The sequence below is a fragment of the Pseudomonas sp. YL2 genome (assembly GCF_023063025.1).
In the GTDB taxonomy this organism is placed as follows: domain Bacteria; phylum Pseudomonadota; class Gammaproteobacteria; order Pseudomonadales; family Pseudomonadaceae; genus Aquipseudomonas; species Aquipseudomonas putida_A.
Map to the genome: position 1 here is coordinate 227,566 of NZ_JAJSLU010000002.1, position 21,034 is coordinate 248,599.

Sequence of the window (21,034 nt, forward strand, 5' to 3'; positions counted from 1 at the left end):
GGGCACATGGCCGGGGTATCTTGTGTGTCCCCGGCCGATTTGCCTCGGTTTGCTCAAGCCAGATCGGCACTCGCCATCATTCGAACACTGGCAAACGTAGATTCGTTTCTCGCCTGATCGAGCGTTGTCAGTGTGTTGATCGTTGACGGCCGCGTTACCCGTTTACGACTCATGGCAGAACCTGAGCGCTCGTCGCTCGGCGGCACCCCAAAGTGCTCGCGATAGCATTTTGAGAAATGCGGTGTGGAGGCAAATCCGCAGACATACGCCAGTTCCACGATCGACAGCGAGGTTTGCTTGAGCAGTTGTCGCGCGCGAATCAGGCGCAACCTCAAGTAGTAGCGTGACGGCGTGCATTGCAGGTATTTCTGAAACAACCGCTCCAGCTGTCGGCGTGACAGATCGACGTATTCGGCGAGGTTGTCCAGCTCGATCGGTTCCTCAAGATTGGCCTCCATCAACGCAACGACTTCTTGCAGCTTGGGCTGATGCGTACCGACCACATGCTTGAGCGGTACGCGTTGATGGTCCTGCTCGTTGCGGATGCGCTCGTAAACAAACATCTCCGAGATGGCGGCGGATAACTCACGACCATGATCGCGGGCGATCAGGTGCAGCATCATGTCCAGCGGCGCTGTTCCTCCGGAACTGGTAAAGCGGTTGCGGTCGAGGGTGAATAGGCTGGTGCTGACGCTGACGCGCGGGAAAGCTTCCTGCATGGCCGCCAGAAATTCCCAATGCACGCTGCACTCATAACCATCGAGCAATCCGGCTTTGGCGAGTGCCCAGCTACCGGTGCACACACCGCCCAAGCGTCTGGATTGGCGCGCCAGGGCTTGCAGCCAGGATGTGTGCTCGCGGGTGATCACGCTCTGGATGCCGACCCCGCCGCAAACAATCACCGTGTCCGCCACGCCGGGGTTGCTCCACGAGCCATCCGGCGTGATCGGGACCCCGTCGCTGGCCCAAACAGCCGCACCATTGGCGCTGAAGGTATGCCAGCGATACAGCGTTCGCCCCGACAATTGATTGGCCATGCGCAGTGGTTCGACGGCGGATGCCAGCGACATGAGGGTGAATTTATCCAACAGCAGAAACCCGACGGACTGGGTTGTCCCGTCGGCCACGGAGGGGGTCGATGACATCATGGCCTCACAGGAATTGGTCTGAGATGCAGGCGTCGGTCATTCCCTTGGTCTTCGCCAAGGGAATATCAGCTCGGCGTGAACGCCTAGCCCACCGACGTTGCGCGTGCCGCCGGGGCAGGGTGACGCGACGTGATCAGGCCGATAAAGGAGATTGCCAGCGCCAGGCCAATGGTGGTGGTGACTTCGGTGCGGTGCTGCGGGGTGATCATCATGACCGCCAGCGCCGCGCAGATGAAGCCGATCACCAGCCACGTCAGCCACGGGAACAGCCACATGCGGAAGGTCAGCTCGACCTTGCGCTGTTGCAATATCCGCCGCATGCGCAGCTGCGACACCGCAATGGCGAGGTACACCAGAAGGGCAATCGCCCCGGAACTGGCCAGCAGGAACTCGAACAGCCCGGCGGGCATGAAGTAGCTCCACACGGTGATCGACGCACCCAGCACGGTGCTGGCGATCACGGCGGCGCGTGGCACACCGGCCGCGGAAGTGGCCTTCAGCGCTTTCGGTGCATCGCCGCGACGGCCCAGCGAGTACAGCATGCGCGAGGCAATGTAGATCGAGGAGTTCATGCAACTGGCCACGGCGATCAGGACGACGACGTCGACCATGAACTTGGCATTTGGAATGTTCATGATTTCCAGGGCGCGCTGATACGAGCCCACCGAGGCCAGCAACGGGTCGTTCCAGGGCACCACGGAAATCACCACGAAGATCGACAGCAGGTAGAACACGCCGATGCGCCAGATCACCGAGCGGGTGGCCTTGGCAATGTTCTGCGCCGGGTTATTCGATTCGGCGGCTGCGATGGTCACCGCTTCCGTACCGATGAAGCTGAACATGATCGTGATGAAAGCGCCGACCACCGCGGACAAGCCGTTGGGCGCAAACCCGCCGTGCTCGGCCATCAGGCCGCTCAACCCGCTGACTTCGCGGTCGGGCACCCAGCCCATCAACACGGCAAAACCGACCCCGATGAAGCCGATGATCGCCACAACCTTGGCCATGGCGAACCAGAATTCGAACTCACCATACTTGGACACGCTGAACAGGTTGGTCACTACCAGCGCAATGATCGATCCCAACGCGAACAGCCAGGCATCGACCTGCGGAAACCATTGGTGCAGCACATGCCCGGCCGCCAATGCCTCGATGGGAATCACCAACACCCAGAACCACCAGTACAGCCAACCGATGGTAAAACCGGCCCAGCGGCCGATGGCCTGGTCGGCGTAGGTGGAGAACGAACCGGTGTCCGGATTGGCCACCGCCATCTCGCCGAGCATGCGCATGACCAGCACGACGAGCAAACCTGAAAACAGATAGGCGAGAAGCACCGCCGGCCCTGCTGCGGCAATCGCGTGTCCTGAACCGACGAACAAACCGGCGCCGATAATCCCGGCGATGGACAGCATTGTGACGTGACGAGGCTTGAAGCCCTGCGCCAATTGGCTACTCGAATCCATGGAGTTCGGGCTGATCATCGGTATTTTTATTCTCTGCTGATCGACATTTAAGCAATTGAACGGGCACGCGATCGGTCACCATCGTTGCCTGCTGAACTCCCGAAAGAAGCCCGTCCAACCGCCGCAGTTCTTATCAACCCCATGATCTGACCGGGATTGTTTTGATAGGAAGACACGGCACCTTAGCCGGCCTTGCTGCCGATTCAATAGCCTGATTGCGCCATGATCGTGTCTGATATCGACATGTGAATACCATGAGGTCGTATTTGAGACCTGTCGGTCACGCACGGCTCTGGCAATCAAAATCCAGATTGACCAGGTCATGTTCGTTTTTGAGATGGGGGCCTGAATTCGACGGTGAAGCCAAACTGGGCCCCACAAGTCAGGCTCTCTATACTGGCCTTCCAGGATGGTAAATAGAGCACAACCTATGCCCGTCGCACCCAATCAAAATTTCCCAGTCATTTTGGTTCCGGCTCAACCAAGCGACCTGGAAAATCTTGTAGCCATTCGAATTGAGGCCATGCGCGAAAGTCTGGAGCGTGTCGGGCGATTTGATCCGGTGCGTGCGCGTGAGCGGTTTCTTGGCGGTTTTGACGCTCGCAACACACGCTATATCGAGGTATCTGGAGAGAGGGTTGGTTTTGTAGTGGTCAAGCATCACCACAATGAACTCTTGCTCGACCACTTGTATGTGAGACCGAGCGCGCAAGGATCAGGTGTAGGGGCTGCTGTTCTCACTCAGATTTTCAAAGAGGCGGATGCGGCTGCGCTTCCTGTTAAAGTTGGCGCTCTCAAAGAAAGTGCTTCGAATCGCTTTTATACCCGCCATGGCTTCCAATTCACCGAAAGCAGTGAATTCGACAATTATTATGTGCGTCAGAGTGTTCCGGCGAAACAACGGTAGAAAGCGTTCTCAGGCTCGGTATATCCAGTAAACTTGGCGTCAATCTCGCGCCTTAGAGCGCCTGGGTATACAGAAGGAAACCGCCATGCTTGAACTCGAACCGCTGTGCTTCTCGTCCGACTGCCCTAGCCGGGCTTTATTCGAGCAGATCGCTGATAAATGGTCGATGATGGTGTTAGCCGTGCTTGATGACGGTCCGCAACGCTTCAACGCGATCCGTCGTCGCCTGCAAGGCGTTACCCAAAAAGCGCTCACGCAATGTCTGCGCCGGCTGGAGCGCAACGGCCTGGTATCGCGCGAGGTGATTTCGCTTTCGCCAGTCGCGGTGCAGTACCAAATCACGCCGCTGGGCCGCACGCTGCAACAACCTTTTCGAGCACTGCATGAATGGACGCTCGCCAAGTTGCCGGAGGTTGATGCTGCCCGGCAGAAGTTCGACGCCGCTGCAATCGGACCAACCAGTACGTAGGGAAGGTTGCTTCACTGGATTACGTGAACGCGTTGTCGGCCGCCCATGCTGCGCTTCGGGACTTGTCATCCGATGGCTTGAAAAACATCGAAGATCTCAATCGAACCAGCGCGATCTGGTAAGCATGAAACTCTGCTAACACTTTTTGTTGTTGGCAGTGCGCTGGTTTTTGCCTTTCAACCGCGGGCAATCAATCTCGATACCTGCTTCAACCGAACCTTCACATCGATTGCTCAGGCCGTTCGATCATGAACGCAGAGCGTCCTGCTCTTGCGCGCGAGGCCACTGTATATGGCTCGCCAGCCCATAAGCCGCCGACCATTTCCTGACGGTAGGTATCCTCAGACCTACCAGGTGTACGAACGGTGCCTAATTGACGCCAGGTTTATTATTGATACCTTGTCGACTGTCCTCATTTGAGGGAAGCGGTCCGAACCGGACCCTTCGTTCGCCACTCTTGCCGGCGGCTTGCAGCCAGCCAATAGAGCATCCGACAGAAGCATTTCTTTGGTCGAGCCGCACTTGAGAAATCGTTAGGCACGGGCAGACATTCAATAAATTTATTCTGAGGAAAGTATGGGAAATTTTAAGCTTCTAACCCCCTTGAACAACGAAGAGCTCACTTTCAGAAATCGGGTGTTCATGGCGCCGATGACAAGAGGTCGATCCAAGGATCAGGTGGCCAACGAATTGACTGCGACCTATTACGCACAGCGTGCCTCGGCGGGCCTTATTTTTACCGAAGGCAGCCAGATCAGCGCCCAGGCCGTCGGCTGGACGAATACCCCAGGGATCTATACGCCTGAACAGATTGCGGGCTGGAAGAAGGTAACTCAGGCAGTTCATGAAGCCGGCGGCCTCATTTTCGCCCAGCTTTGGCACACCGGTAGAGCATCTCATCCTGATTTTCATGGTGGAGAACTCCCGGTCGCGCCATCGTCAGTCCCCTTCAATAGCCAGGCGTTCACGCCAGAAGGCATCAAACCCTCGGTGACCCCACGCGAACTGACCATTGATGAAATCAAGTCCACCATTGCGGACTACGAAAAAGCTGCACAGGCCGCGAAAGATGCGGGCTTTGATGGTGTAGAGATACACGGTGCCAATGGTTATCTGCCCGCGCAGTTTCTGGAGGACGGCTCAAACAAACGCACCGACGAATATGGCGGTACCATTGAGAAGCGGGCGAGGTTCTTGCTTGAAGCCACGGACGCCGCGATCAGAGTCTTCGGACCGGCCCGTATCTCGGTCAGGCTGTCGCCGCGCATTCCGTACAATGACATGGGCGACTCCAATCTCGAGCAGACCTACATGTACGCGGTAGAAGCGCTGGAAAGTAGAAACGTTGGAATTCTGCATTTCATGGAACCCGGGACTCTGCCGGAAGGCGCGAAACCCTTGGCGCCCGGGGCTCGCCAGCGGTTCTCAGGAATTTTCGTGTTGAATGTTGGTTATGATCGGAAGTCCGCGGAACAGGCCCTGCAAACCGGCCTGGCCGATGCAGTCACATTTGGCACACTGTTCATCAGCAACCCTGATCTGCCGGAACGCTTCTTCCTTGATGCGCCGCTGGCTACTGCGGATGCCTCCACTTTTTACAGTGGTTCGGAAGAGGGCTATACCGACTACCCGCCGCTGGCCTAGAGATCGAAGCGCGATTTTCGTTTTGGTACCGACCAACAGTTTGATCATGGACGAGCAACTTGCCGCCTCACGACGGCAAGTTGCTTCAGGCCTTACAGAGTAAATGACAACGCAGAGAAGACCATCCCGCCACTGCCTGCCCAGCCCATGCAAAACTGGCCGTTCTCGGCTTCGCCCCGACTCATGGCATCGAAGATACCGTAGGGGATGGACGCGGTAATGATGTTGCCGGTCTTATGCCCGACGTGGTGCAGCTTGTGATCAATACCAATCAGTTGCCCAATGTGCTCCCACATCTTTGGCGAACCGGTATGAATAAACACTTTATGAACATCTGCTGCAGAGATGTTTTGCAGATTGAAGACTTTTATCGCTTCATTGCGGCCATCTTCATGCAAGGCTGCCGCGTAGGAATTGAATTGATACTGCCCACCGGTCGGTGAAATACGTGGAATATCCTCCTCATTGCAGAACAGTTTCCAATCCGGCAGAGAGATGGTCGACAAGTCACTCAAGTCCGGCCGGTTGATGTACGAGAACTTGAAGTTGCCGGGGGCTTCATGACTGAGGATGGTAACCGTGACGGCTTCGCCAATGGTAAAACTCGGAAACTTGTAAGCCAGTTCCGCCGACGACTGCAAAGAGAAGTTCTTGGGCATGACCGGCCCGCCAGCAGACATGCCAAATTCCATATTGACGATCGCCGCGTAGCGAATCTCGCCGGCCTGCATTTTGCTGTTGATGACATCCATGGCTGTCACCCAACCGTTGCAGGCGTCCACCACATCAAAGTTTCTGCAGCTCAGGCCCAGCGCCTTGGCGATGAACGTACTGTTGGCCGGCTCGATGAAGCCTCGCGTGACGTTCGGATAGATCAACAGATCCAGGTCGGTCTTGTCGATATTGGCCTGAGCGAGCGCCGAGTTGAATGCAGTCTCCATCAGTTGCATCGGCGTTTCGTCGGCGCCCAGCCAGTGACGCGTGCCGCTGCCGCTTTTTTCAAGCAACTTACTGATGGTCTTCAAGGTTTTTGGCAAGTCTTCCTGGAACGTATCTTTAGAGTGTTCCTCGACCAGGTTTATAACGTCTTGATTGCTGATAATGCGTGACGGGAGAATCCCGGACAGCCCAACTATTTTCATATGACTTCCTTGTTGAAAGTATGCATCCGTGGGCAATGGCTGCGGATGAGCAAACCCTTACTCATCCCTGTAAGGAGCCACTGGCGGCAATACTTTTAGCACAAAGAAAACGCCGATCAAGAAGGTTGTTCGTTATTTCCCTCAATCGAATTGAATCATGACCTGGGTCAATTTAACGGCTTTCAAGTTAATCGAAAAAACAGTCGGGCGGACCCTCGCGACGCGGTTGGCATCTGTGTTTGATGTCGTCGGCTATCGGCGAAAAGGACACACCTGAAGGGATAAACACCCCTCAATAGCCAATTTTCGTCACGTGGTTGCGTAAAAGCCCCAAGCTGGCCCTAAAATCCTCGAAAACCGAGGGAACTATTAACGTCCACCAACAGACTGAGCTGCTGTTGCGACCCTCATGCAAACGTCGCACGAAACGATTTCTACAATAAATGGAGCGCACAATGGGCAGGGCAGGCGATGAATTTGATTTCTGGTGGGGTACTTCCGGGTCGTGGGTGGAACCGCCGAATGTGCGCCGCAGCGGCACCAGCGGTGTCCAGCTGGTTGTTCAAGGTGACAAGACGTTTTTCGTAAAGCGTCAGACCGGCCATTTGTTCCGCAGTCTCCGTTACCCCACTGGCCGACCCACCGCACTGCGTGAAGGCGTTGCCCTTTCAAGACTCGAACAACTGGGCGTGAATGCGCCAAGACCGGTATTTTATGGCGCGAGAAAAGTCGACGGCATATGGCAGGGTGTCTTGGTTACCAAAGACCTGGGCGGCTTCATCGATCTGGATACCTGGTATAGCCAGGGCGCTGCAAGCCTGTTGACCACAGAGCAACATCTGCGACTTCTTGAACGTTTGGCGCAAATGCTGGCGCGGATGCATTCGGGCAAATGGCAGCACGGTTGCATGCGTTCCAAACACATCTTTATCAAGGCGTCGATTACCGACACAGACTTCGATTTCGAACTGGCGCTGCTTGACCTGGAGAAATCTCGCGGTCGTGCTACGGCAATGGGCGCGGCGCGTCACGACATTCCTCAACTCAGACGGCATTCTTTCTGGGATGAGTCGCAGTGGCGGCATTTCCTTTCGAGTTATGAGCAAGCCAGTGGTAGAACTATGTAAATAGGTGTGCCTGCCGCCGGGGCCTTACCGTCCTGTTGGCGGATTGTTAATCAGCCACAAACCTTTCGTAAACGGCGGGGTCAGCCCCCGACGTTGTGCGGCAGCGACACCAGCTCAATCTGCGTGCCCCACGGCGCCTGAAAATAGAACCAGCGAACGCCGTCCGGGTTGGTAATGGGCTCGTTGAGAATGGTCACATTCAGGCGCTTGAGGGTAGCCAGGCTGCCGTCAATATCGGCGGTGCGCAAGGCCACATGGCTGGCTCCGGCGTCGTCGCCATGGGGTTGAACCTGATTGATTTCAGAGCCTTGGTACTGAAACAACTCCAACTTCGCGCCGCCGTCCATTTGCAGCATCACAAAGCGTTGCAGCTCGCTGGAGCGGTGCCAGCGGAATTGGCTTTTCCACTGATCCGGGATCTTGCCAGGGCTGATATCCGAGATCACCCGTGCGCCCATCAGCGCGGAGAAAAAGCGTGTGGCTTCGTCGATATCCGGCACATTGATGCCGACATGATCGATGGCTGAAACCTGAAGCGGTGCGGCGGAGTTCATGGCGGGTGGGCTCTGCGGAGTCGAGGGCGCTGCCAAAGTACCGGCAGCCAAGGGCAGGGTGGCGGCAAGCAGTGCCCAGTGCAATGTGTTCATAAACGGATCCTCATGAATGGGTGGCGGGCGACCGCGACAGTCGCCCGCTGGCTGCTCAGATTTGCGCCTGGCCGCCGTCAACAAACAGCTCGATACCGTTAACGAAACTGGCGTCATCGGAGGCCAGGAACAACGCGGCGCTGGCAATTTCGTCAGCTTCACCGACACGCCCCATGGGGATCAGCGAGGCCATATAGTCGAGCAAGCCCTGCTGCTGAGCGGCATCGGGGCCGGCCAATTCAACCAGGCCAGGCGTGCGGGTGGCGCCGGGGCTGATGGTGTTGATGCGCACCTGGCGGTCTTTCAAGTCCAGAATCCAGTTGCGGGCAAATGAACGCACGGCGGCTTTGGACGCGGCGTAAACACTGAATGCGGCGGTGCCCGAGCTGCCCGCCGTAGAGCCGGTGAGAATCACCGAGGCTTTTTGGGCCAGCAGTGGCAGTGCCTTTTGCACAGTGAACACCACGCCTTTTACGTTGCGATTGAAGGTGTCGTCGTACTGCTGTTCAGTGATTTCACCCAGTGGCAGCATCGATCCGCCACCCGCATTGGCGAACAGCACATCGATTCGGCCGTGGGTTGCGCCAATCTGGCGATACAACGCGTCCAACTGATCAAGGTTGGCGGAGTCCACCTGAACGCCGGTGGCGTTGCCAACCGCGGCGACAGCGGCGTCCAGTTCGGCTTGGCGACGGCCCGTGATATAGACGTGAGCGCCTTCCTGAGCGAAGCGTTTGGCAGTGGCCAGACCGATGCCTGAGGTGCCGCCGGTAACCAATGCAATTTTGCCTTCGAGTTTGTCAGTCATGGGGTTTCTCCCGTATTTCGATTGAGTGAGTTGCGGTGTGGGAGAAGCTTATCGACGGGAAAAAACTTTCAAAATAGAATTGTCTGAAACCTATCGTTGCAGAAATGAAATGAGCAGACTTCCGGATTTTGAAGGGTTGGCGATGTTTGCCAAGGTAGCCGAAGAGGGCTCGTTCGCCGGCGCGGCACGGGTCATGAGCGTGTCGGTGCCGACGGTATCGCGAGCTGTCGCACGGTTGGAGGAGCGTCTGGGCGGGCGCTTGTTCAACCGCACTTCGCGGCAACTGGCACTCACCGAATTCGGCGCGAGCATGGCGGCCAAGGCGGGTGAGATTTATCGGCAGGCTGAAGAGGTGGAAAGCGAGGCTCAGGATTTATCGGTCCAGCCCCGCGGCCAAGTACGCTTGGCGATACCCATGTCGTTTGGCTTGCGTTGGGTGGCACCACTGATGCCGCAGTTGCTGCGCCAGTATCCCGAGCTGTCGATTGACCTGCACCTTTCGGATGCCTCGGTTGACCTGATCGCCGAGGGCTTTGATGCGGCGTTACGCATCGCCGTATTACCGGATTCCTCGCTGGTTGCACGGCGCCTGTGTGCCGTCACTCAATACCTGGTCGCCTCACCGGCTTATCTGCAAGCTCATGGAAACCTTGTCCATCCCCGCGAACTCGCGTCCCGCACGTGCCTGAGTTATGCCTACCGGGCCCGCAGCCAAGTGTGGCGATTCACCCATAAAGACGGCAGCGAAGAAGACGTGGTGCCCAGCGGCCCGTTAAGAGTGACCAACTCGGATGCGCTATTGCCGGTGTTGCTTGAGGGCTTGGCCATCGCCGAACTGCCGGAATTTATCGCCAGCGAATACTTGAAAGACGGACGCTTGGTCGTGGTGCTACCGGAATGGAGCATGGCCCGTGGCGGTTTGTATTTCGTCACCCCTTCGGCACGTACCCGGCCGGTAAAAATCAAAGCGCTGTCGGACTTCTTTGCCGAGCATCTAAGCCAGCCTGAATGGCGATGGCCGTCATGAGGCGTTGGCTTTCAATTATGAAACGATGATTTTCATTAACGTCTATTTTTGAAATCAAAGGGATCTCCTAACGTGATCAGGTCAGCACCTGCAGCGTGCCCATCCCTTATGCGTTTCGGAGAAAGTCGTCATGAAAAATGCCGTGGAATTACTTCAAAACTACCTGGATGCCATCCAGACGCCGCACCTGGCGGCAGCACTTTTCGCGGAGGATGGCGTGCTGGAGTTGCCCTACCTGGAGTCGCTGGGCATACCCCACCGTGTGCAAGGCCCCGCCGCCATTGAGAGTTTCATCGGCTCATTGCTCGGTAAAGTGCCGGACTTCAAATTTCGCAACGTTCACTTTCTGATCGAAACACCGGACCAGGCGTTTGCCGAATACAGCGTAGAGGCCTTGGTGCCTGCCACTGGGCGCATCTACCGGCAAATGTACGCCGGCCGCCTGGTGGCCAAAGACGGCAAAATTCAGCTGCTGCGCGAATCCCTCGATACCGTGGCCGCTGCCAAAGCGTTCGCGCCGGTTGATTCAGAGCGAGGCCAATAAGTCGCGATTATTCCGGTATGGCGGGCAGGGACTGGTGCTGGCATGGATCACTTCCCTCAGTGGGCGTTCGAGCGCAGATAATGATGCAGTTCCTCACCCACCACTTCGAACGCCTTGGCGATCCGTTTGATTTTGCGCAAGTCACTGTGCATCGCGATCCACACTTCGACCTCGAAGCCGAAGCTGTCTGGCAATACGTGAATCAGCCCATGACTTCTGGCGATAGGTATCGGGCAAAGACCGAAGCCCAATCCCGCTTTCAATGCAGCCAGTTGCGCAAGGTGGTGATCCGTGGCAATCGCGAAATGCTGATCGGCTTCACACAGCCCGGCGTCGACCAAGCGACGCAAGTCAGCTGAGCGACGGTCTGGCCCGATCAGCGGCCGCTGGCGCAGCGACGTCAGGCTGCCGGGGTCACCATAACGCTCCAGGCACTCGGCACTGGCATGGACGCCGATCCGCAAGCTGCCGACCCGCCGCACCGCGATATCGGCCTCCATCGGACGCATCAGGCGTACGGCTATATCCGATTGCAGCCTGGCGATGTCTTCCAGTGCGTCGCCGATGCTCAGTTCGAGCTTCAGTCCAGGATGGTCGTAATGGAAGTTCCGCAGTAAAGCGGGCAATACCTCCACTCCTAGCAACTCGCCACAGGTCAGCCGCACCGTGCCGTGGTCCACCGACGTTTCAGCGCTGGCCGCCCGGTTGAAGGCTTGCGCGGCGAGGTCCATGGCCTCGACATGATCGATGAGGCGCTGCGCCCCACTCGTAGGCGTCAGGCCTGAGGGCGTGCGGGTGAACAGGCTCAAGCCGAGTGTCTGCTCAAGATGATCAAGGCGTCGGCGTGCGGTGGCCTGCGCAATCCCCAACAACTTCGAAGCACCGCTCAGGCTGCCGGAACGCAGCACCGCAAGGAACACCTGCTGGCTCTCCCATTCAAGACCGCTCATACATTCTTGACCAACAGCTGCTCCTTTTTTGCTCTTCTGCTCGGACGTGTGAAAAGGGATCATGCGCGCCGAACTTATCCGGGCGTCATTGTAAGGAGTCAACGCATGAGATTCACCGGTCAGTGTCTATGTGGACAGGTCAGCATCGAAATCGAGGCGCAGCAACTGCCACCGCTGTATGCCTGTCATTGTCTGAACTGTCAGCGTTGGAGTGGCAGCGCGTTCGGCCTGCACGTGCTATGCCCGGCTTCGGCAGTGCAGGTGAAGGGCGAAACGGCGACCTTTGTACGCGAATACCAAGGGCAGACCTCCACGCAACATGTCTGCGGCGAGTGCCATACCCGCCTGTTCAACGAGACAACCGCCGCGCCCGGCATGCGTGTGGTGCGGGCCGGCGTGTTGGAAGGTACGGAGCGCTTCACGCCGGTGGCGCATATCTGGACGCGACGCAAGCAACCCTGGCTGGTTCTGCCGCAAGGCGTTGCACAATGGGAAGAGAGCCCGACGCCCCAGGCGTTTGCCAGCGTACTCGGGTAAAGAAGCGAGATGGTGGCTTAAAATACTCACCAACGCTTGTACGTTGCCCCTTGGATAAGGGGGCAACACACTTCATCTCTATTGATCGAATCAAATCATGCGTCCTCCAGCGCTGGTCAAAAAACGCTTGCTCTGGGCCATTACAGCTGCACGAGCACTGTGATGCCTTTCTTCCGTCGCGATCCTTATCAGAGTTCTTGCCCTCAGCCTGGAATGTCGGCCAAGAGCTGAGGAGCAGTTATCAGAAATGGAAATAGGATCTTAATTTTTCATACCTTTTCTGGCCGATCTCATTTCCTCTGCTAGGTTTTTCTAATGTTCAATCTGTCGCTGGAAGATTGATTCACCGAGAAACCGTCCCAAGCAAGGATGCCTTCCGTATGAACAAAACACCTTTATTCGCCAGCGGCCTGCTCGCTACCGCGCTATTGCTCGGCGCAGTTGCCGTACAGGCACAGACCTCGCCAGTAGTACAGGTATCCGGCCCCGAAGCCGATGTGAAGGTGACCGAAACCTACGTACGGATGATGGCGCGGGAGGCGTATTTCTGGGGTTGGCCGATGGCCAATATTTATAATCGCCGCCTGAAGTTCAAGGATCTGCCGCAGGCCGGGTTGATGGGGGGCATCGTGCCCGTGGCGCCGATCAACCATCTGTCGATGCTCACCGACTACATTTCACCGGGGGAACGCCTGGTGGCTTGTCCGAACCAGGATGTGGTCTACGGTGCGGGCAGCATTGCGCTGGATATCGAACCGGTGGTTTTGCAGGTCCCGGACTTTGGCGACCGGTTTTGGGTTTATCAGGTGGTGGACCTGCGCTCCGACAGCTTCGCCGAGCTAGGAAAGATGTACGCCACCAAACCGGGCTTCTATCTGTTGGTGGGGCCGGACTGGAACGGCAAGGTGCCTGAGGGCATCACCCAGGTCTTTCGTGCAAAGACCAACACCGGTTTCGTGATTCCGCGTGTGTTCCAGGACGATACGGCCGAAGATCGCAAGGCCATCCAGCACTATTTGTCGGGCATCGACATGTACCCGCTGTCCAAATACGACGGCAAACTCAAGCAGCGTGACTGGAGCCAGTCGCCGAAATTCCCCGCCGAGGCGTCGGGTGACGAGGAAACGCGTTGGGTGCTCCCGGAAAAGTTCTTCGATGAGTTGCCGGCGATTCTCAAGGACGCCAAACCGCTGCCGGGAGAAGAGGCGCGCTATGCGCAATTGGCGGTGCTGGCACAAATCGCCCAGCGCGATCCCGAGCTGAAAAAAGCCATGATCGATGAGGCGCAAAAGTCTGATGCAGAAGTGGTCAAGCCGCTGTTGCAGTTCCGCAACTACGGGAAGCAATTGCTCAATCACTGGAGCACCATTGATAACGGCGCAGCGTTTGGCACTGATTACTTCCTGCGCACGGCGGTTGCCCGGTCGAACATCTTCGTCAACAAACAGATCGAGACCAAGTACTTCTATCAGGATCTGGACGAGTCCGGCGTCCGACTCAACGGCGCACAGCGCTACAGCGTGACCTTCCCCAAAGGCGCGCTGCCGCCGGTCAAGGGTTTCTGGTCGCTGACGCTGTACAACCAGCAGCATTTCTTCGCCGAAAACTCGTTGGGCCGCTATTCCCTCGGCACCAAGAACAAGTCGCTCAAGACCAACGCCGATGGCTCGCTGACGCTCTATGTGCAGAGCGATTCGCCGGGCGCCGACAAGGAAAGCAACTGGCTCCCGGCACCGAAGGGCGCGGACTTCTCGCTCTACGTTCGCGCCTACTGGCCGGAGGCGGCCGCGATGAATGGCCAGTGGACGCCACCGGCGGTGGTCAAGGTCAACTGAACCAAATTCCCAACTGCGTTCATAAGGACAGCCCATGAACCGTTTGCGCATCTCACTGATGGCCTTGGCCGTAAGCCTCTCCCTAAGCGGCCTCGCCGATGCCGCGACGCGTTATGAAGAACTGGCCAATCAGCCTTTTGAAAAAGGCTTCCCGACCGAAGCGACCGCACGCAGCCTCATTGACGAATTGGTGTTCCAGCGCGCCGTGCAGTCGTATCTGTGGGCTCTGCCGGCGATCAATATCTGGTCGATGAAGGAAGCGTCGGAGAAGCAGTTCGGCGCGGGCTACAACATCCTGCCGACCTGGAAAAAACGCATCAACGCCAAGACTCTGGTAACCACACCAAATTCCGACCTGGTCTACGCCATGAGCTATCTGGATCTGGCGAAGTACGGCCCGTTGGTGGTTGAAGCACCGCCCGGTGTGCAGGGCATGTTCGATGACTTCTTCCAGCGCCCGATTGTCGGGCCGACCATCGACGGCAGAACCTGGCGCGGTGACGTTGGCCTGGCGGGTCCCGACAAGGGCAAGGGCGGCACCTATGTGCTGCTCCCGCCTGATTACAAGGGGCCGGAGCCGACCGAGGGATTCGTCTATCGCTCGCGCACCAACAACGTGTTCCTGTTCTGGCGGACCTTTTTCAAGGACCCGAAAGACCTCAGCGTGCCGGTAGCCGAAGTCGAGCGCACGAAGATCTATCCGCTGGGCAAGAAGGATTCGGCGCTGCCGATGCAATTCCCCGACGCCACCGGCGCACCGATCAACATGCTGTTCCCCGAAGACGGTCGCTACTTCGACATGCTCTCGCGTTTCATCGACGCCGAAGCCGTCGATCCGGCGGACATGGACATGCGCGGCTTCCTGCACACCCTGGGCATCGAGAAGGGCAAGCCCTTTGCCCCGGATGCCGACCGACGCAAGCTGCTGGATGACGCCGCGCGCACCGCGTTCAAAATGAGCAAAGTGGTGACCAGTCACCTGCTGTACAAAGAGCCGGGCGGTCTGTACTACAAGGATCGCCAGTACGTGAACACCTTCGCCGGAGAGAACACCGAGTTCCAGTCCAGCGGCAGCTTCACCAATCTTGAGCAGCGCGTGGCGTTCTTCACCTCGGCCTATTCCGACAGCCCCGGTATGGTCATGAACATGGTCGGTGCCGGCGCCAAGTATCCCGCGACAACCCGCGACGCCGAGGGCAAGTTCCTCGACGGCGCCCAGACCTACAAGCTCAACCTCCCGGCCAATGTCCCGGCGGCGTTGTTCTGGTCGGTCACCGCCTACGACAACCTCACGGCATCGGGCCTGGACAACGGCCAGCCGTTCCCGTCCCTCAATCAAATGGATAAACCGGCGCAGAACAGCGACGGCTCCACCGACATCTACTTCGGGCCGACATCGCCGGGCGAGGGCAAGAACTGGATCAAGACCGTACCGGAGAAAGGCTTCCTGGTGATCGTGCGGTTGTATGGGCCGAAGCAGGCGTTCTTTGATCAGAGCTGGAAGCCAAGTGATCTGATCAAACAATAGAAGCTCCCCAGACGTGAACAATTGGACCCTGCGCCTTCAGTACGCCTGGTGAAATGGAGGGCAAATCGATGCCATCGATAAGGATTCGATCAAGTCTGACACTCTGCGGGGCGGTGCTCAGTGGCTTGGCCTGTGCCGCCAGCCCTCTGCCGAAACTGGGTTCCCCGTCAGTTGCAGGGGCCAAGGTCGATCCGGAAAAGTGCCACCAGCTTCAACAGGACTTCGACATTGACCTGAAAGAGGTGGTCAAGGCCGGCTGCGAACCGTCCACCGAACAGATATCCAGACTGATGGACAACCCGGTGGGCAACCTTGTTCTGCTGTTCAACCAGTACGATTACACCGCGCTCAAAGGTCCGCACAGCAACGGCACACGGATGCTCGGCAAATACAGTTTCATGCCGACTTTTCCGATCTCTCTTGGCGAAGACTGGAACCTGATCAACCGCCTGCCGATCAGCTACGTCAGCGCCCCGGTCAACCGCAAGGCCGGTAATCTGATAGGCATGGCCCCCAACGAGATTCTGCACGATCGTGGTGACTTCACCTCGGTTGTGCAGGACCCGTTCGACCGCACCAGCGGTTTCGGCGACCTGGCCTACGTCGGCGTGTTTTCGCCCAAGGAGCCGATCCGCTTTGCTGGCGGCGGCAAGATGGTCTGGGGTTTCGGCCCGACTGCGATGTTCCCGACTGCCGAAGAAGACGTGCTCGGTACGGGCAAATATTCGCTGGGCCCGGCGTTGGTCGCCGCGTACCTCGGCCCGGACTGGACCCTTGGCGTGTTCCCGCAGCACTGGTGGTCGGTTGGCGGTGATAGCAAGCGCAAGGACGTCAGCCTGACCAATGTGCAGTATTTCATTCAGCGGGCGATTCCGGGGCCGGAACAGTGGCGCATCGGTATGACCCCCAACGTCACGGTCAACTGGAAGGCCGAGGGCGGCAACAAAGTCACGTTTCCCATCGGGATCGGCGCTGGGCGAATCTTCAATTTCGGCAAGTTGCCGGTGAGGGTTTCCGGGGAGATTCAGTACTCGGCGATTCATCCGGATGACCTGATCAGCAGCCGCTGGAATTTCCGGCTGTCGTTCATTCCGGTCATACCTACCTTTATGTTTTGAAGATCACCCCAAGCCGGGGGTGCATGCGGGGGTATCAGAGCGGAGGGAGCGTGGGGCAGGGCGGAGTCGCGGTTGCGGCATTGGCTCAATCGCCGAGAGTAAGGACTGTCGTTTGGCTACAACAGGCGCTGGTGCGTGCTCAGCACATAAGTCACGCACCAGACTCGTTTGAATAATTACCACTGACCGCTTCCGAGGCAGGCGATTATTTCCCAGCCACTGAATTCCCACCAGGAATAGCGCTCATCAGAACAGCTTCTGGCCAGGCTGGCCGTCTGGATTTCTCCGGCTTTTCGCTGGGTTGCGAAAGGCGTGTCAATCGAGGCGGTCGCCTGCTTGACCGTCTGTGGAGCACTGATGGTCGTTGGATGAACGGCAGCGTTTGTGACCGTTGCGGCGAGAGCGAGCGTCGCGGAAATGGCCAGGGTAGTCATGGACTTTTTCATGTTCGAATCCTTTCAGTTAGCTGACAGCGGGCTTAAACATTGGCCCCGACCTGCCTTCTGAACAGATCGGGCATTCGCGTGATGTCACGCCAGAAAAGCCTATCACTGCGCTATCTGCGGAACAGTCGCACAACTGTGCTATTGACAGTTTTGAACCGTTGGTATTTACAGCGCCGCAACTGATGCAGCGCTCCATTCCATGATGTTATTGCTGCAAATCATGCATTAATGTCGTGCAGTCAGCCCGTCTTGTTCGTCGGCAAGTCAGTTCTCACACTAGCGGCATCTGTTTGGAAGACTTCTGACCTTAGAGGAAACGACCATGGTATCCGCTATCCGCTTTAATCAGTTCGGCGCGCCTGATGTGTTGAGTCTGGAAACGTTGAGCGAACAATTGCCCGGGCCAGGTGAGGTCTGGATTGAACAGGACGCCATCGGGGTCAACTTCCTCGATGTGACTCAACGCAAGGGTGCGGTGCCTGTTGCGCTGCCATCCGGACTCGGATTGGAGGGGGCCGGGCGAGTCGTCACCGTGGGTGAGGGCGTCAGCAATGTGCACGTTGGTGATAGGGTCGCTTATGCTACTGGGCCCATTGGCTCATATGCTTCGGCCCGACTTTATCCAGCCGAGCGACTCGTGAAGATACCCGACGCCTTGTCGTTCGATGATGCCGCAGCTGTCATGTTCAAAGGCATCACTGCGCAGTACCTGTTAAAAACCACCTATCCAGTGGCACAGGGCACCACAGTTCTCATCTATGGCGTGGCTGGAGGATTGGGGGAAATCATGGTGCCATGGGCCAAGCACTTGGGGGCGACAGTGATTGGTGTGGTTTCAAAACTGGCCAGCGTCGAAAAAGCGCTGAGATCCGGTTGTGATGAGGTGTTGGTATTCAATGCCGACAACCTGGCGTCTGAGGTCAGCCGTCTTACCCAGGGCAGAAAGGTTGACGTGGTCTACGACCCTATTGGCCGTGCGTCTTTCCAGGCGTCTTTGGATAGTCTCCGGCCACGCGGGCTGATGGTTTCGTTCGGGGCCTCGTCAGGTGCGCCCTCGGCTGTAGAACTGTCGACGCTCAATGCTAAAGGCTCGCTGTTCCTCACACGTCCTTCACTGGCAGCACACACCGCCAGTGCCTGTGAGTACCAGGAACGGGCGCAGGATGTGCTGGCCGCCATAGGCGCAGGTATTATCAAGCCCAGGATTTGGGCCAGCTACGCTCTGAAAGATGCATCGCAGGCGCATACGGCATTGGAGTCGGGGCAGTCATCGGGGGCGATCATTCTAAAACCATGAATCTTGATGTTCTGAATAGTCAGCACAGTGACGAAATCGCTGCGTTTCTGGCCGTTGCCTCCCAAGGCTCGTTTGTCGCTGCAGGTCGGCTCCTGCAGCGACACCCAACCGTCGTATCGAAACGACTGGCCGCCATGGAAAAGCGCCTCGGTGTGCGTCTCGTCGAGCGTTCAACCCGTCAGGTTCGAATTACGCCAGTAGGTGCCAAGCTTGAGCAGCATCTGCGCTCGGCCATCAACCTGATGAATGAAGCGCAACAGCAGGCGACGCAAGGTGCCAGCGAAGTTCGAGGAACGTTGCGGCTTGCACTGCCGGCAGCCATGGGACGGCGCTGGCTTGGTCCGATGTTGCCGGAGTTTCTCAAGGAACATCCGCACGTTTCGATCCTCGCAGACTATAGCGAACGCCTGGTGGACATCATCGACGAAGGATTCGACGCTGCGATCCGAATCGGAGAACTGGAAGACAACCGACTGATCGCCAAACGGTTAAGTGACCACCGCCGGATCCTCGGCGCTTCGCCCGCTTACATAGAAAAGCATGGCATGCCCGACCATCCACACGACCTGATCAAGCACAATTGCCTTCGCTTTAGTGGCCTTGCGTCTTTTCCGCAATGGAGGCTTTTTCGCGGCAGCGAGTTGCAAACAGTCGCGCCAAAAGGAAACCTCACGGCCAACGACAGCGAATCGTTACTTGCCGCCGCTTGCGCTGATTCAGGGATACTCGGCGCAGGCGAATGGCTGATGCGCCATGACATTGCTGCAGGAAAATTGCTTCACGTTCTTCCGGACTGGCAACTCGACACCGCTGGTGGGGTTTACCTGGTCAGGCCGTCAGCCAAGTTTCCCAGCGCCGTGGTAATAGCTTTCAAACAGTGGATCGAGTCAAAGTTTACCCCTGCGCCTCCATGGGCTATTTGCCGGCCTGATTGAAATCCACTTCAAAAATTGCTGGCCTCTTGGTTAAACGCTCTCCAACTCTAAATAATCTGAACCCCGCCCGAACGCCCACGCCTAACGATCAGCTTGTGTTCATTCGCACAGGCCCGGTGCCAATACCGGCACATTCCGAGAGGTGGTCAACGTGGCTAAAGACGAGAAGAAAAGCAAAAAAGATGACGCTTCGAAAGCCAGCAAGGACTTGAAAGACAAAAAGTCTTCGCCGGAAAAGAAATCAGCGGCAGCTTCGGCGCTTTCCAAGTCCTCCGACAAGAAAGACAAGAAGAAAGACGCCGAACCGAAAAAGTCTGCGAAAAAAGCCGATAGCAAGCCGGAAAAGGCCAAGGATGCTAAGAAGGCTGACAAGCCGGCGAAAAAGAAGAAGTAATACCTGCGACTCGCCAGGGCATTACGCCCTGGCGTCCCTCAGATCGCTCCTCAAGCCGTTTCTTCAACCCTGTGCACATCCCCCAGTGAATCACGCTGCATCGACTGCAGGTTTTTCTCGATGGTTTCGCACAGGGCTTCCATCTGGATTTGGTGCTCGCTATGGCGAAACGGGCTTTGCAGGTCAGTACCGATGCGTTCGATGGCCAGCAGCATGAAGCCCACCACCGTCGAGGCCAGCGGGGTGAACCAACCCAGCGATTCCACCAGCCCCACCGGCACAATCAGGCAGAACAGCGAGATAAACAGGCGCGGGAAATACACGTAGGGGTAGGGCAGCGGAGTATTGGCGATCCGTTCCATCCCGCCCTGGCTGTTGGACAGATCGACCATCGTCGATTCCAGCCGTGCCAGCCGAATGCTGTCCAGGCGCCCGGCCTTGTATTCCCTGGCCAGCAACGCCGCGGAACCGGTGAGGATGTCGTTGGCAAAGTTGTTGGTGGTGCCGCTGCGGGCGAACTCATCCGCCGGGATGAACGCGCGGACTTCTTCCGGGCAAGGCTGACCCTGCAGATGCGCCGCGAGGCAATTGACGTACGCCACATGGCGGCGCAACAGCGTCGCCTTCACCGGGTTCACTTCGTTGTCGGGATCATCCAGCAGCGTCAGCACCTGCCGGGCGAAGCTGCGCGAGCTGTTGATCATCATGCCCCACAGCGTGCGCGCCTCCCACCAACGGTTGTAGGCGCTGCTGTTGCGGAAACTGATCAGCACCACCAGCGCTGAACCGAGCAGCGTCAGCGGCATCAGCGGCAGGTTGATCTTGGCGTTCAGGAACAACATGAAGTCGACGGTGACGGCGATGTCCCAGAGCAACAACCAGAACAGCGACCAGCCCACGTAGCCCATGGTCTTGATGATCAAACGGTATTTTTTGACGATGGCTGCTTTCAAACGGAAACCTCGTGGCGAGCGGTAAGCGTTAACGCCCTAGCTCCGACGCTGGTTCGGGGGTAAAGGTTCGGTGTCGAGTGAGCTTCTTGGTTACGACAATTTTCAGGCAATA

At 57.5% G+C, this 21,034-nt stretch carries 21 protein-coding genes; 13 read left to right on the forward strand and 8 right to left on the reverse strand.

Features of this window, described 5'->3' with window-relative positions; all coding sequences use genetic code 11:
• Positions 1 to 53: 53 nt before the first annotated feature.
• The gene (gene gbdR / locus LVD08_RS04030; RefSeq protein WP_247267650.1) at positions 54 to 1,145 is read right to left on the reverse strand and encodes a choline metabolism transcriptional regulator GbdR; all 1,092 of its coding nucleotides are present in this window, start codon (positions 1,143 to 1,145) and stop codon (positions 54 to 56) included.
• A gap of 86 nt (positions 1,146 to 1,231) precedes the next feature.
• Positions 1,232 to 2,632, reverse strand: a complete 1,401-nt coding sequence (gene gabP, locus LVD08_RS04035) for a GABA permease (RefSeq protein WP_103367075.1) — start codon at positions 2,630 to 2,632, stop codon at positions 1,232 to 1,234.
• A 412-nt stretch (positions 2,633 to 3,044) separates the two neighbouring features.
• Here gabP and LVD08_RS04040 point away from each other — a divergent pair, with 412 nt between their 5' ends.
• The 3 genes from LVD08_RS04040 to LVD08_RS04050 all read left to right on the forward strand — a co-directional run bounded on the left by LVD08_RS04040 (position 3,045) and on the right by LVD08_RS04050 (position 5,634).
• Entirely contained in the window at positions 3,045 to 3,521 is a 477-nt protein-coding gene (locus LVD08_RS04040) for a GNAT family N-acetyltransferase (protein ID WP_115989768.1), read from the forward strand.
• Positions 3,522 to 3,606: 85 nt separating this feature from the next.
• The gene (locus tag LVD08_RS04045; RefSeq protein ID WP_027611764.1) at positions 3,607 to 3,990 is read left to right on the forward strand and encodes a winged helix-turn-helix transcriptional regulator; all 384 of its coding nucleotides are present in this window, start codon (positions 3,607 to 3,609) and stop codon (positions 3,988 to 3,990) included.
• Positions 3,991 to 4,566: 576 nt separating this feature from the next.
• Positions 4,567 to 5,634: an alkene reductase gene (locus tag LVD08_RS04050; RefSeq protein ID WP_247267476.1), complete on the forward strand. Its 1,068-nt coding sequence runs from the start codon at positions 4,567 to 4,569 to the stop codon at positions 5,632 to 5,634.
• A gap of 92 nt (positions 5,635 to 5,726) precedes the next feature.
• Here the strand turns inward: LVD08_RS04050 and LVD08_RS04055 are convergent, their stop codons facing one another.
• Entirely contained in the window at positions 5,727 to 6,776 is a 1,050-nt protein-coding gene (locus LVD08_RS04055) for a 3-oxoacyl-[acyl-carrier-protein] synthase III C-terminal domain-containing protein (protein ID WP_247267477.1), read from the reverse strand.
• Between the two features lie 455 nt (positions 6,777 to 7,231).
• Between LVD08_RS04055 and LVD08_RS04060 the strand changes: the two genes are divergently transcribed.
• Entirely contained in the window at positions 7,232 to 7,903 is a 672-nt protein-coding gene (locus LVD08_RS04060; protein ID WP_247267478.1) for a lipopolysaccharide kinase InaA family protein, read from the forward strand.
• An 80-nt stretch (positions 7,904 to 7,983) separates the two neighbouring features.
• Here the strand turns inward: LVD08_RS04060 and LVD08_RS04065 are convergent, their stop codons facing one another.
• A complete protein-coding gene (locus tag LVD08_RS04065; protein WP_041063983.1) occupies positions 7,984 to 8,550 on the reverse strand; it encodes a VOC family protein in 567 nt (188 codons plus the stop codon).
• A 55-nt stretch (positions 8,551 to 8,605) separates the two neighbouring features.
• On the reverse strand, positions 8,606 to 9,358 hold the full coding sequence (locus LVD08_RS04070; protein WP_247267479.1) for an SDR family NAD(P)-dependent oxidoreductase: 753 nt from the start codon (positions 9,356 to 9,358) through the stop codon (positions 8,606 to 8,608).
• 109 nt (positions 9,359 to 9,467) lie between these two features.
• Between LVD08_RS04070 and LVD08_RS04075 the strand changes: the two genes are divergently transcribed.
• Both LVD08_RS04075 and LVD08_RS04080 read left to right on the forward strand, forming a co-directional pair.
• Entirely contained in the window at positions 9,468 to 10,385 is a 918-nt protein-coding gene (locus tag LVD08_RS04075; protein ID WP_247267480.1) for a LysR family transcriptional regulator, read from the forward strand.
• Positions 10,386 to 10,515: 130 nt separating this feature from the next.
• Positions 10,516 to 10,929 (forward strand): nuclear transport factor 2 family protein, encoded by a 414-nt coding sequence (locus LVD08_RS04080; protein WP_247267481.1) that lies wholly within the window; start codon positions 10,516 to 10,518, stop codon positions 10,927 to 10,929.
• Positions 10,930 to 10,985: 56 nt separating this feature from the next.
• On the opposite strand, the gene LVD08_RS04085 is transcribed toward LVD08_RS04080, so the two are convergent.
• Positions 10,986 to 11,942: a LysR family transcriptional regulator gene (locus LVD08_RS04085; protein WP_247267482.1), complete on the reverse strand. Its 957-nt coding sequence runs from the start codon at positions 11,940 to 11,942 to the stop codon at positions 10,986 to 10,988.
• 42 nt (positions 11,943 to 11,984) lie between these two features.
• Here LVD08_RS04085 and LVD08_RS04090 point away from each other — a divergent pair, with 42 nt between their 5' ends.
• The 4 genes from LVD08_RS04090 (at position 11,985) to LVD08_RS04105 (ending at position 16,897) form a co-directional block, all read left to right on the forward strand.
• Positions 11,985 to 12,416 (forward strand): GFA family protein, encoded by a 432-nt coding sequence (locus tag LVD08_RS04090; protein WP_115989774.1) that lies wholly within the window; start codon positions 11,985 to 11,987, stop codon positions 12,414 to 12,416.
• A 380-nt stretch (positions 12,417 to 12,796) separates the two neighbouring features.
• Positions 12,797 to 14,251 (forward strand): DUF1254 domain-containing protein, encoded by a 1,455-nt coding sequence (locus LVD08_RS04095; RefSeq protein WP_247267483.1) that lies wholly within the window; start codon positions 12,797 to 12,799, stop codon positions 14,249 to 14,251.
• A gap of 34 nt (positions 14,252 to 14,285) precedes the next feature.
• Entirely contained in the window at positions 14,286 to 15,779 is a 1,494-nt protein-coding gene (locus LVD08_RS04100) for a DUF1254 domain-containing protein (RefSeq protein WP_247267484.1), read from the forward strand.
• Positions 15,780 to 15,847: 68 nt separating this feature from the next.
• Positions 15,848 to 16,897 (forward strand): hypothetical protein, encoded by a 1,050-nt coding sequence (locus tag LVD08_RS04105; protein ID WP_247267485.1) that lies wholly within the window; start codon positions 15,848 to 15,850, stop codon positions 16,895 to 16,897.
• Between the two features lie 176 nt (positions 16,898 to 17,073).
• On the opposite strand, the gene LVD08_RS04110 is transcribed toward LVD08_RS04105, so the two are convergent.
• Complete coding sequence (locus LVD08_RS04110; RefSeq protein ID WP_247267486.1) at positions 17,074 to 17,343, reverse strand: hypothetical protein; 270 nt, start codon at positions 17,341 to 17,343, stop codon at positions 17,074 to 17,076.
• Between the two features lie 322 nt (positions 17,344 to 17,665).
• Between LVD08_RS04110 and LVD08_RS04115 the strand changes: the two genes are divergently transcribed.
• The 3 genes from LVD08_RS04115 (at position 17,666) to LVD08_RS04125 (ending at position 19,969) form a co-directional block, all read left to right on the forward strand.
• Positions 17,666 to 18,640, forward strand: coding sequence for a quinone oxidoreductase family protein (locus tag LVD08_RS04115; protein ID WP_027611777.1), 975 nt, complete (start codon positions 17,666 to 17,668; stop codon positions 18,638 to 18,640).
• Positions 18,637 to 19,575, forward strand: a complete 939-nt coding sequence (locus LVD08_RS04120) for a LysR family transcriptional regulator (RefSeq protein WP_027611778.1) — start codon at positions 18,637 to 18,639, stop codon at positions 19,573 to 19,575. The genes LVD08_RS04115 and LVD08_RS04120 overlap by 4 nt, the downstream gene beginning before the upstream one ends.
• A 151-nt stretch (positions 19,576 to 19,726) precedes the next feature.
• A complete protein-coding gene (locus tag LVD08_RS04125; RefSeq protein WP_103367089.1) occupies positions 19,727 to 19,969 on the forward strand; it encodes a hypothetical protein in 243 nt (80 codons plus the stop codon).
• A gap of 50 nt (positions 19,970 to 20,019) precedes the next feature.
• Here LVD08_RS04125 and LVD08_RS04130 read toward each other — a convergent pair whose 3' ends face one another.
• Entirely contained in the window at positions 20,020 to 20,922 is a 903-nt protein-coding gene (locus LVD08_RS04130) for a bestrophin family protein (RefSeq protein ID WP_135295812.1), read from the reverse strand.
• Positions 20,923 to 21,034: the final 112 nt, after the last annotated feature.

What these genes read in the sequence shown, in the direction of transcription:
- LVD08_RS04065 (WP_041063983.1), bottom strand. Translation starts at nt 8,550, where the DNA reads ATGAACACATTGCACTGGGCACTGCTTGCCGCCACCCTGCCCTTGGCT.
- LVD08_RS04055 (WP_247267477.1), bottom strand. Translation starts at nt 6,776, where the DNA reads ATGAAAATAGTTGGGCTGTCCGGGATTCTCCCGTCACGCATTATCAGC.
- LVD08_RS04060 (WP_247267478.1), top strand. Translation starts at nt 7,232, where the DNA reads ATGGGCAGGGCAGGCGATGAATTTGATTTCTGGTGGGGTACTTCCGGG.
- LVD08_RS04115 (WP_027611777.1), top strand. Translation starts at nt 17,666, where the DNA reads ATGGTATCCGCTATCCGCTTTAATCAGTTCGGCGCGCCTGATGTGTTG.
- LVD08_RS04085 (WP_247267482.1), bottom strand. Translation starts at nt 11,942, where the DNA reads ATGATCCCTTTTCACACGTCCGAGCAGAAGAGCAAAAAAGGAGCAGCT.
- LVD08_RS04070 (WP_247267479.1), bottom strand. Translation starts at nt 9,358, where the DNA reads ATGACTGACAAACTCGAAGGCAAAATTGCATTGGTTACCGGCGGCACC.
- gbdR (WP_247267650.1), bottom strand. Translation starts at nt 1,145, where the DNA reads ATGTCATCGACCCCCTCCGTGGCCGACGGGACAACCCAGTCCGTCGGG.
- LVD08_RS04045 (WP_027611764.1), top strand. Translation starts at nt 3,607, where the DNA reads ATGCTTGAACTCGAACCGCTGTGCTTCTCGTCCGACTGCCCTAGCCGG.
- LVD08_RS04050 (WP_247267476.1), top strand. Translation starts at nt 4,567, where the DNA reads ATGGGAAATTTTAAGCTTCTAACCCCCTTGAACAACGAAGAGCTCACT.
- LVD08_RS04120 (WP_027611778.1), top strand. Translation starts at nt 18,637, where the DNA reads ATGAATCTTGATGTTCTGAATAGTCAGCACAGTGACGAAATCGCTGCG.
- LVD08_RS04100 (WP_247267484.1), top strand. Translation starts at nt 14,286, where the DNA reads ATGAACCGTTTGCGCATCTCACTGATGGCCTTGGCCGTAAGCCTCTCC.
- LVD08_RS04090 (WP_115989774.1), top strand. Translation starts at nt 11,985, where the DNA reads ATGAGATTCACCGGTCAGTGTCTATGTGGACAGGTCAGCATCGAAATC.
- LVD08_RS04075 (WP_247267480.1), top strand. Translation starts at nt 9,468, where the DNA reads ATGAGCAGACTTCCGGATTTTGAAGGGTTGGCGATGTTTGCCAAGGTA.
- LVD08_RS04080 (WP_247267481.1), top strand. Translation starts at nt 10,516, where the DNA reads ATGAAAAATGCCGTGGAATTACTTCAAAACTACCTGGATGCCATCCAG.
- LVD08_RS04105 (WP_247267485.1), top strand. Translation starts at nt 15,848, where the DNA reads ATGCCATCGATAAGGATTCGATCAAGTCTGACACTCTGCGGGGCGGTG.
- LVD08_RS04040 (WP_115989768.1), top strand. Translation starts at nt 3,045, where the DNA reads ATGCCCGTCGCACCCAATCAAAATTTCCCAGTCATTTTGGTTCCGGCT.
- LVD08_RS04095 (WP_247267483.1), top strand. Translation starts at nt 12,797, where the DNA reads ATGAACAAAACACCTTTATTCGCCAGCGGCCTGCTCGCTACCGCGCTA.
- gabP (WP_103367075.1), bottom strand. Translation starts at nt 2,632, where the DNA reads ATGATCAGCCCGAACTCCATGGATTCGAGTAGCCAATTGGCGCAGGGC.
- LVD08_RS04110 (WP_247267486.1), bottom strand. Translation starts at nt 17,343, where the DNA reads ATGAAAAAGTCCATGACTACCCTGGCCATTTCCGCGACGCTCGCTCTC.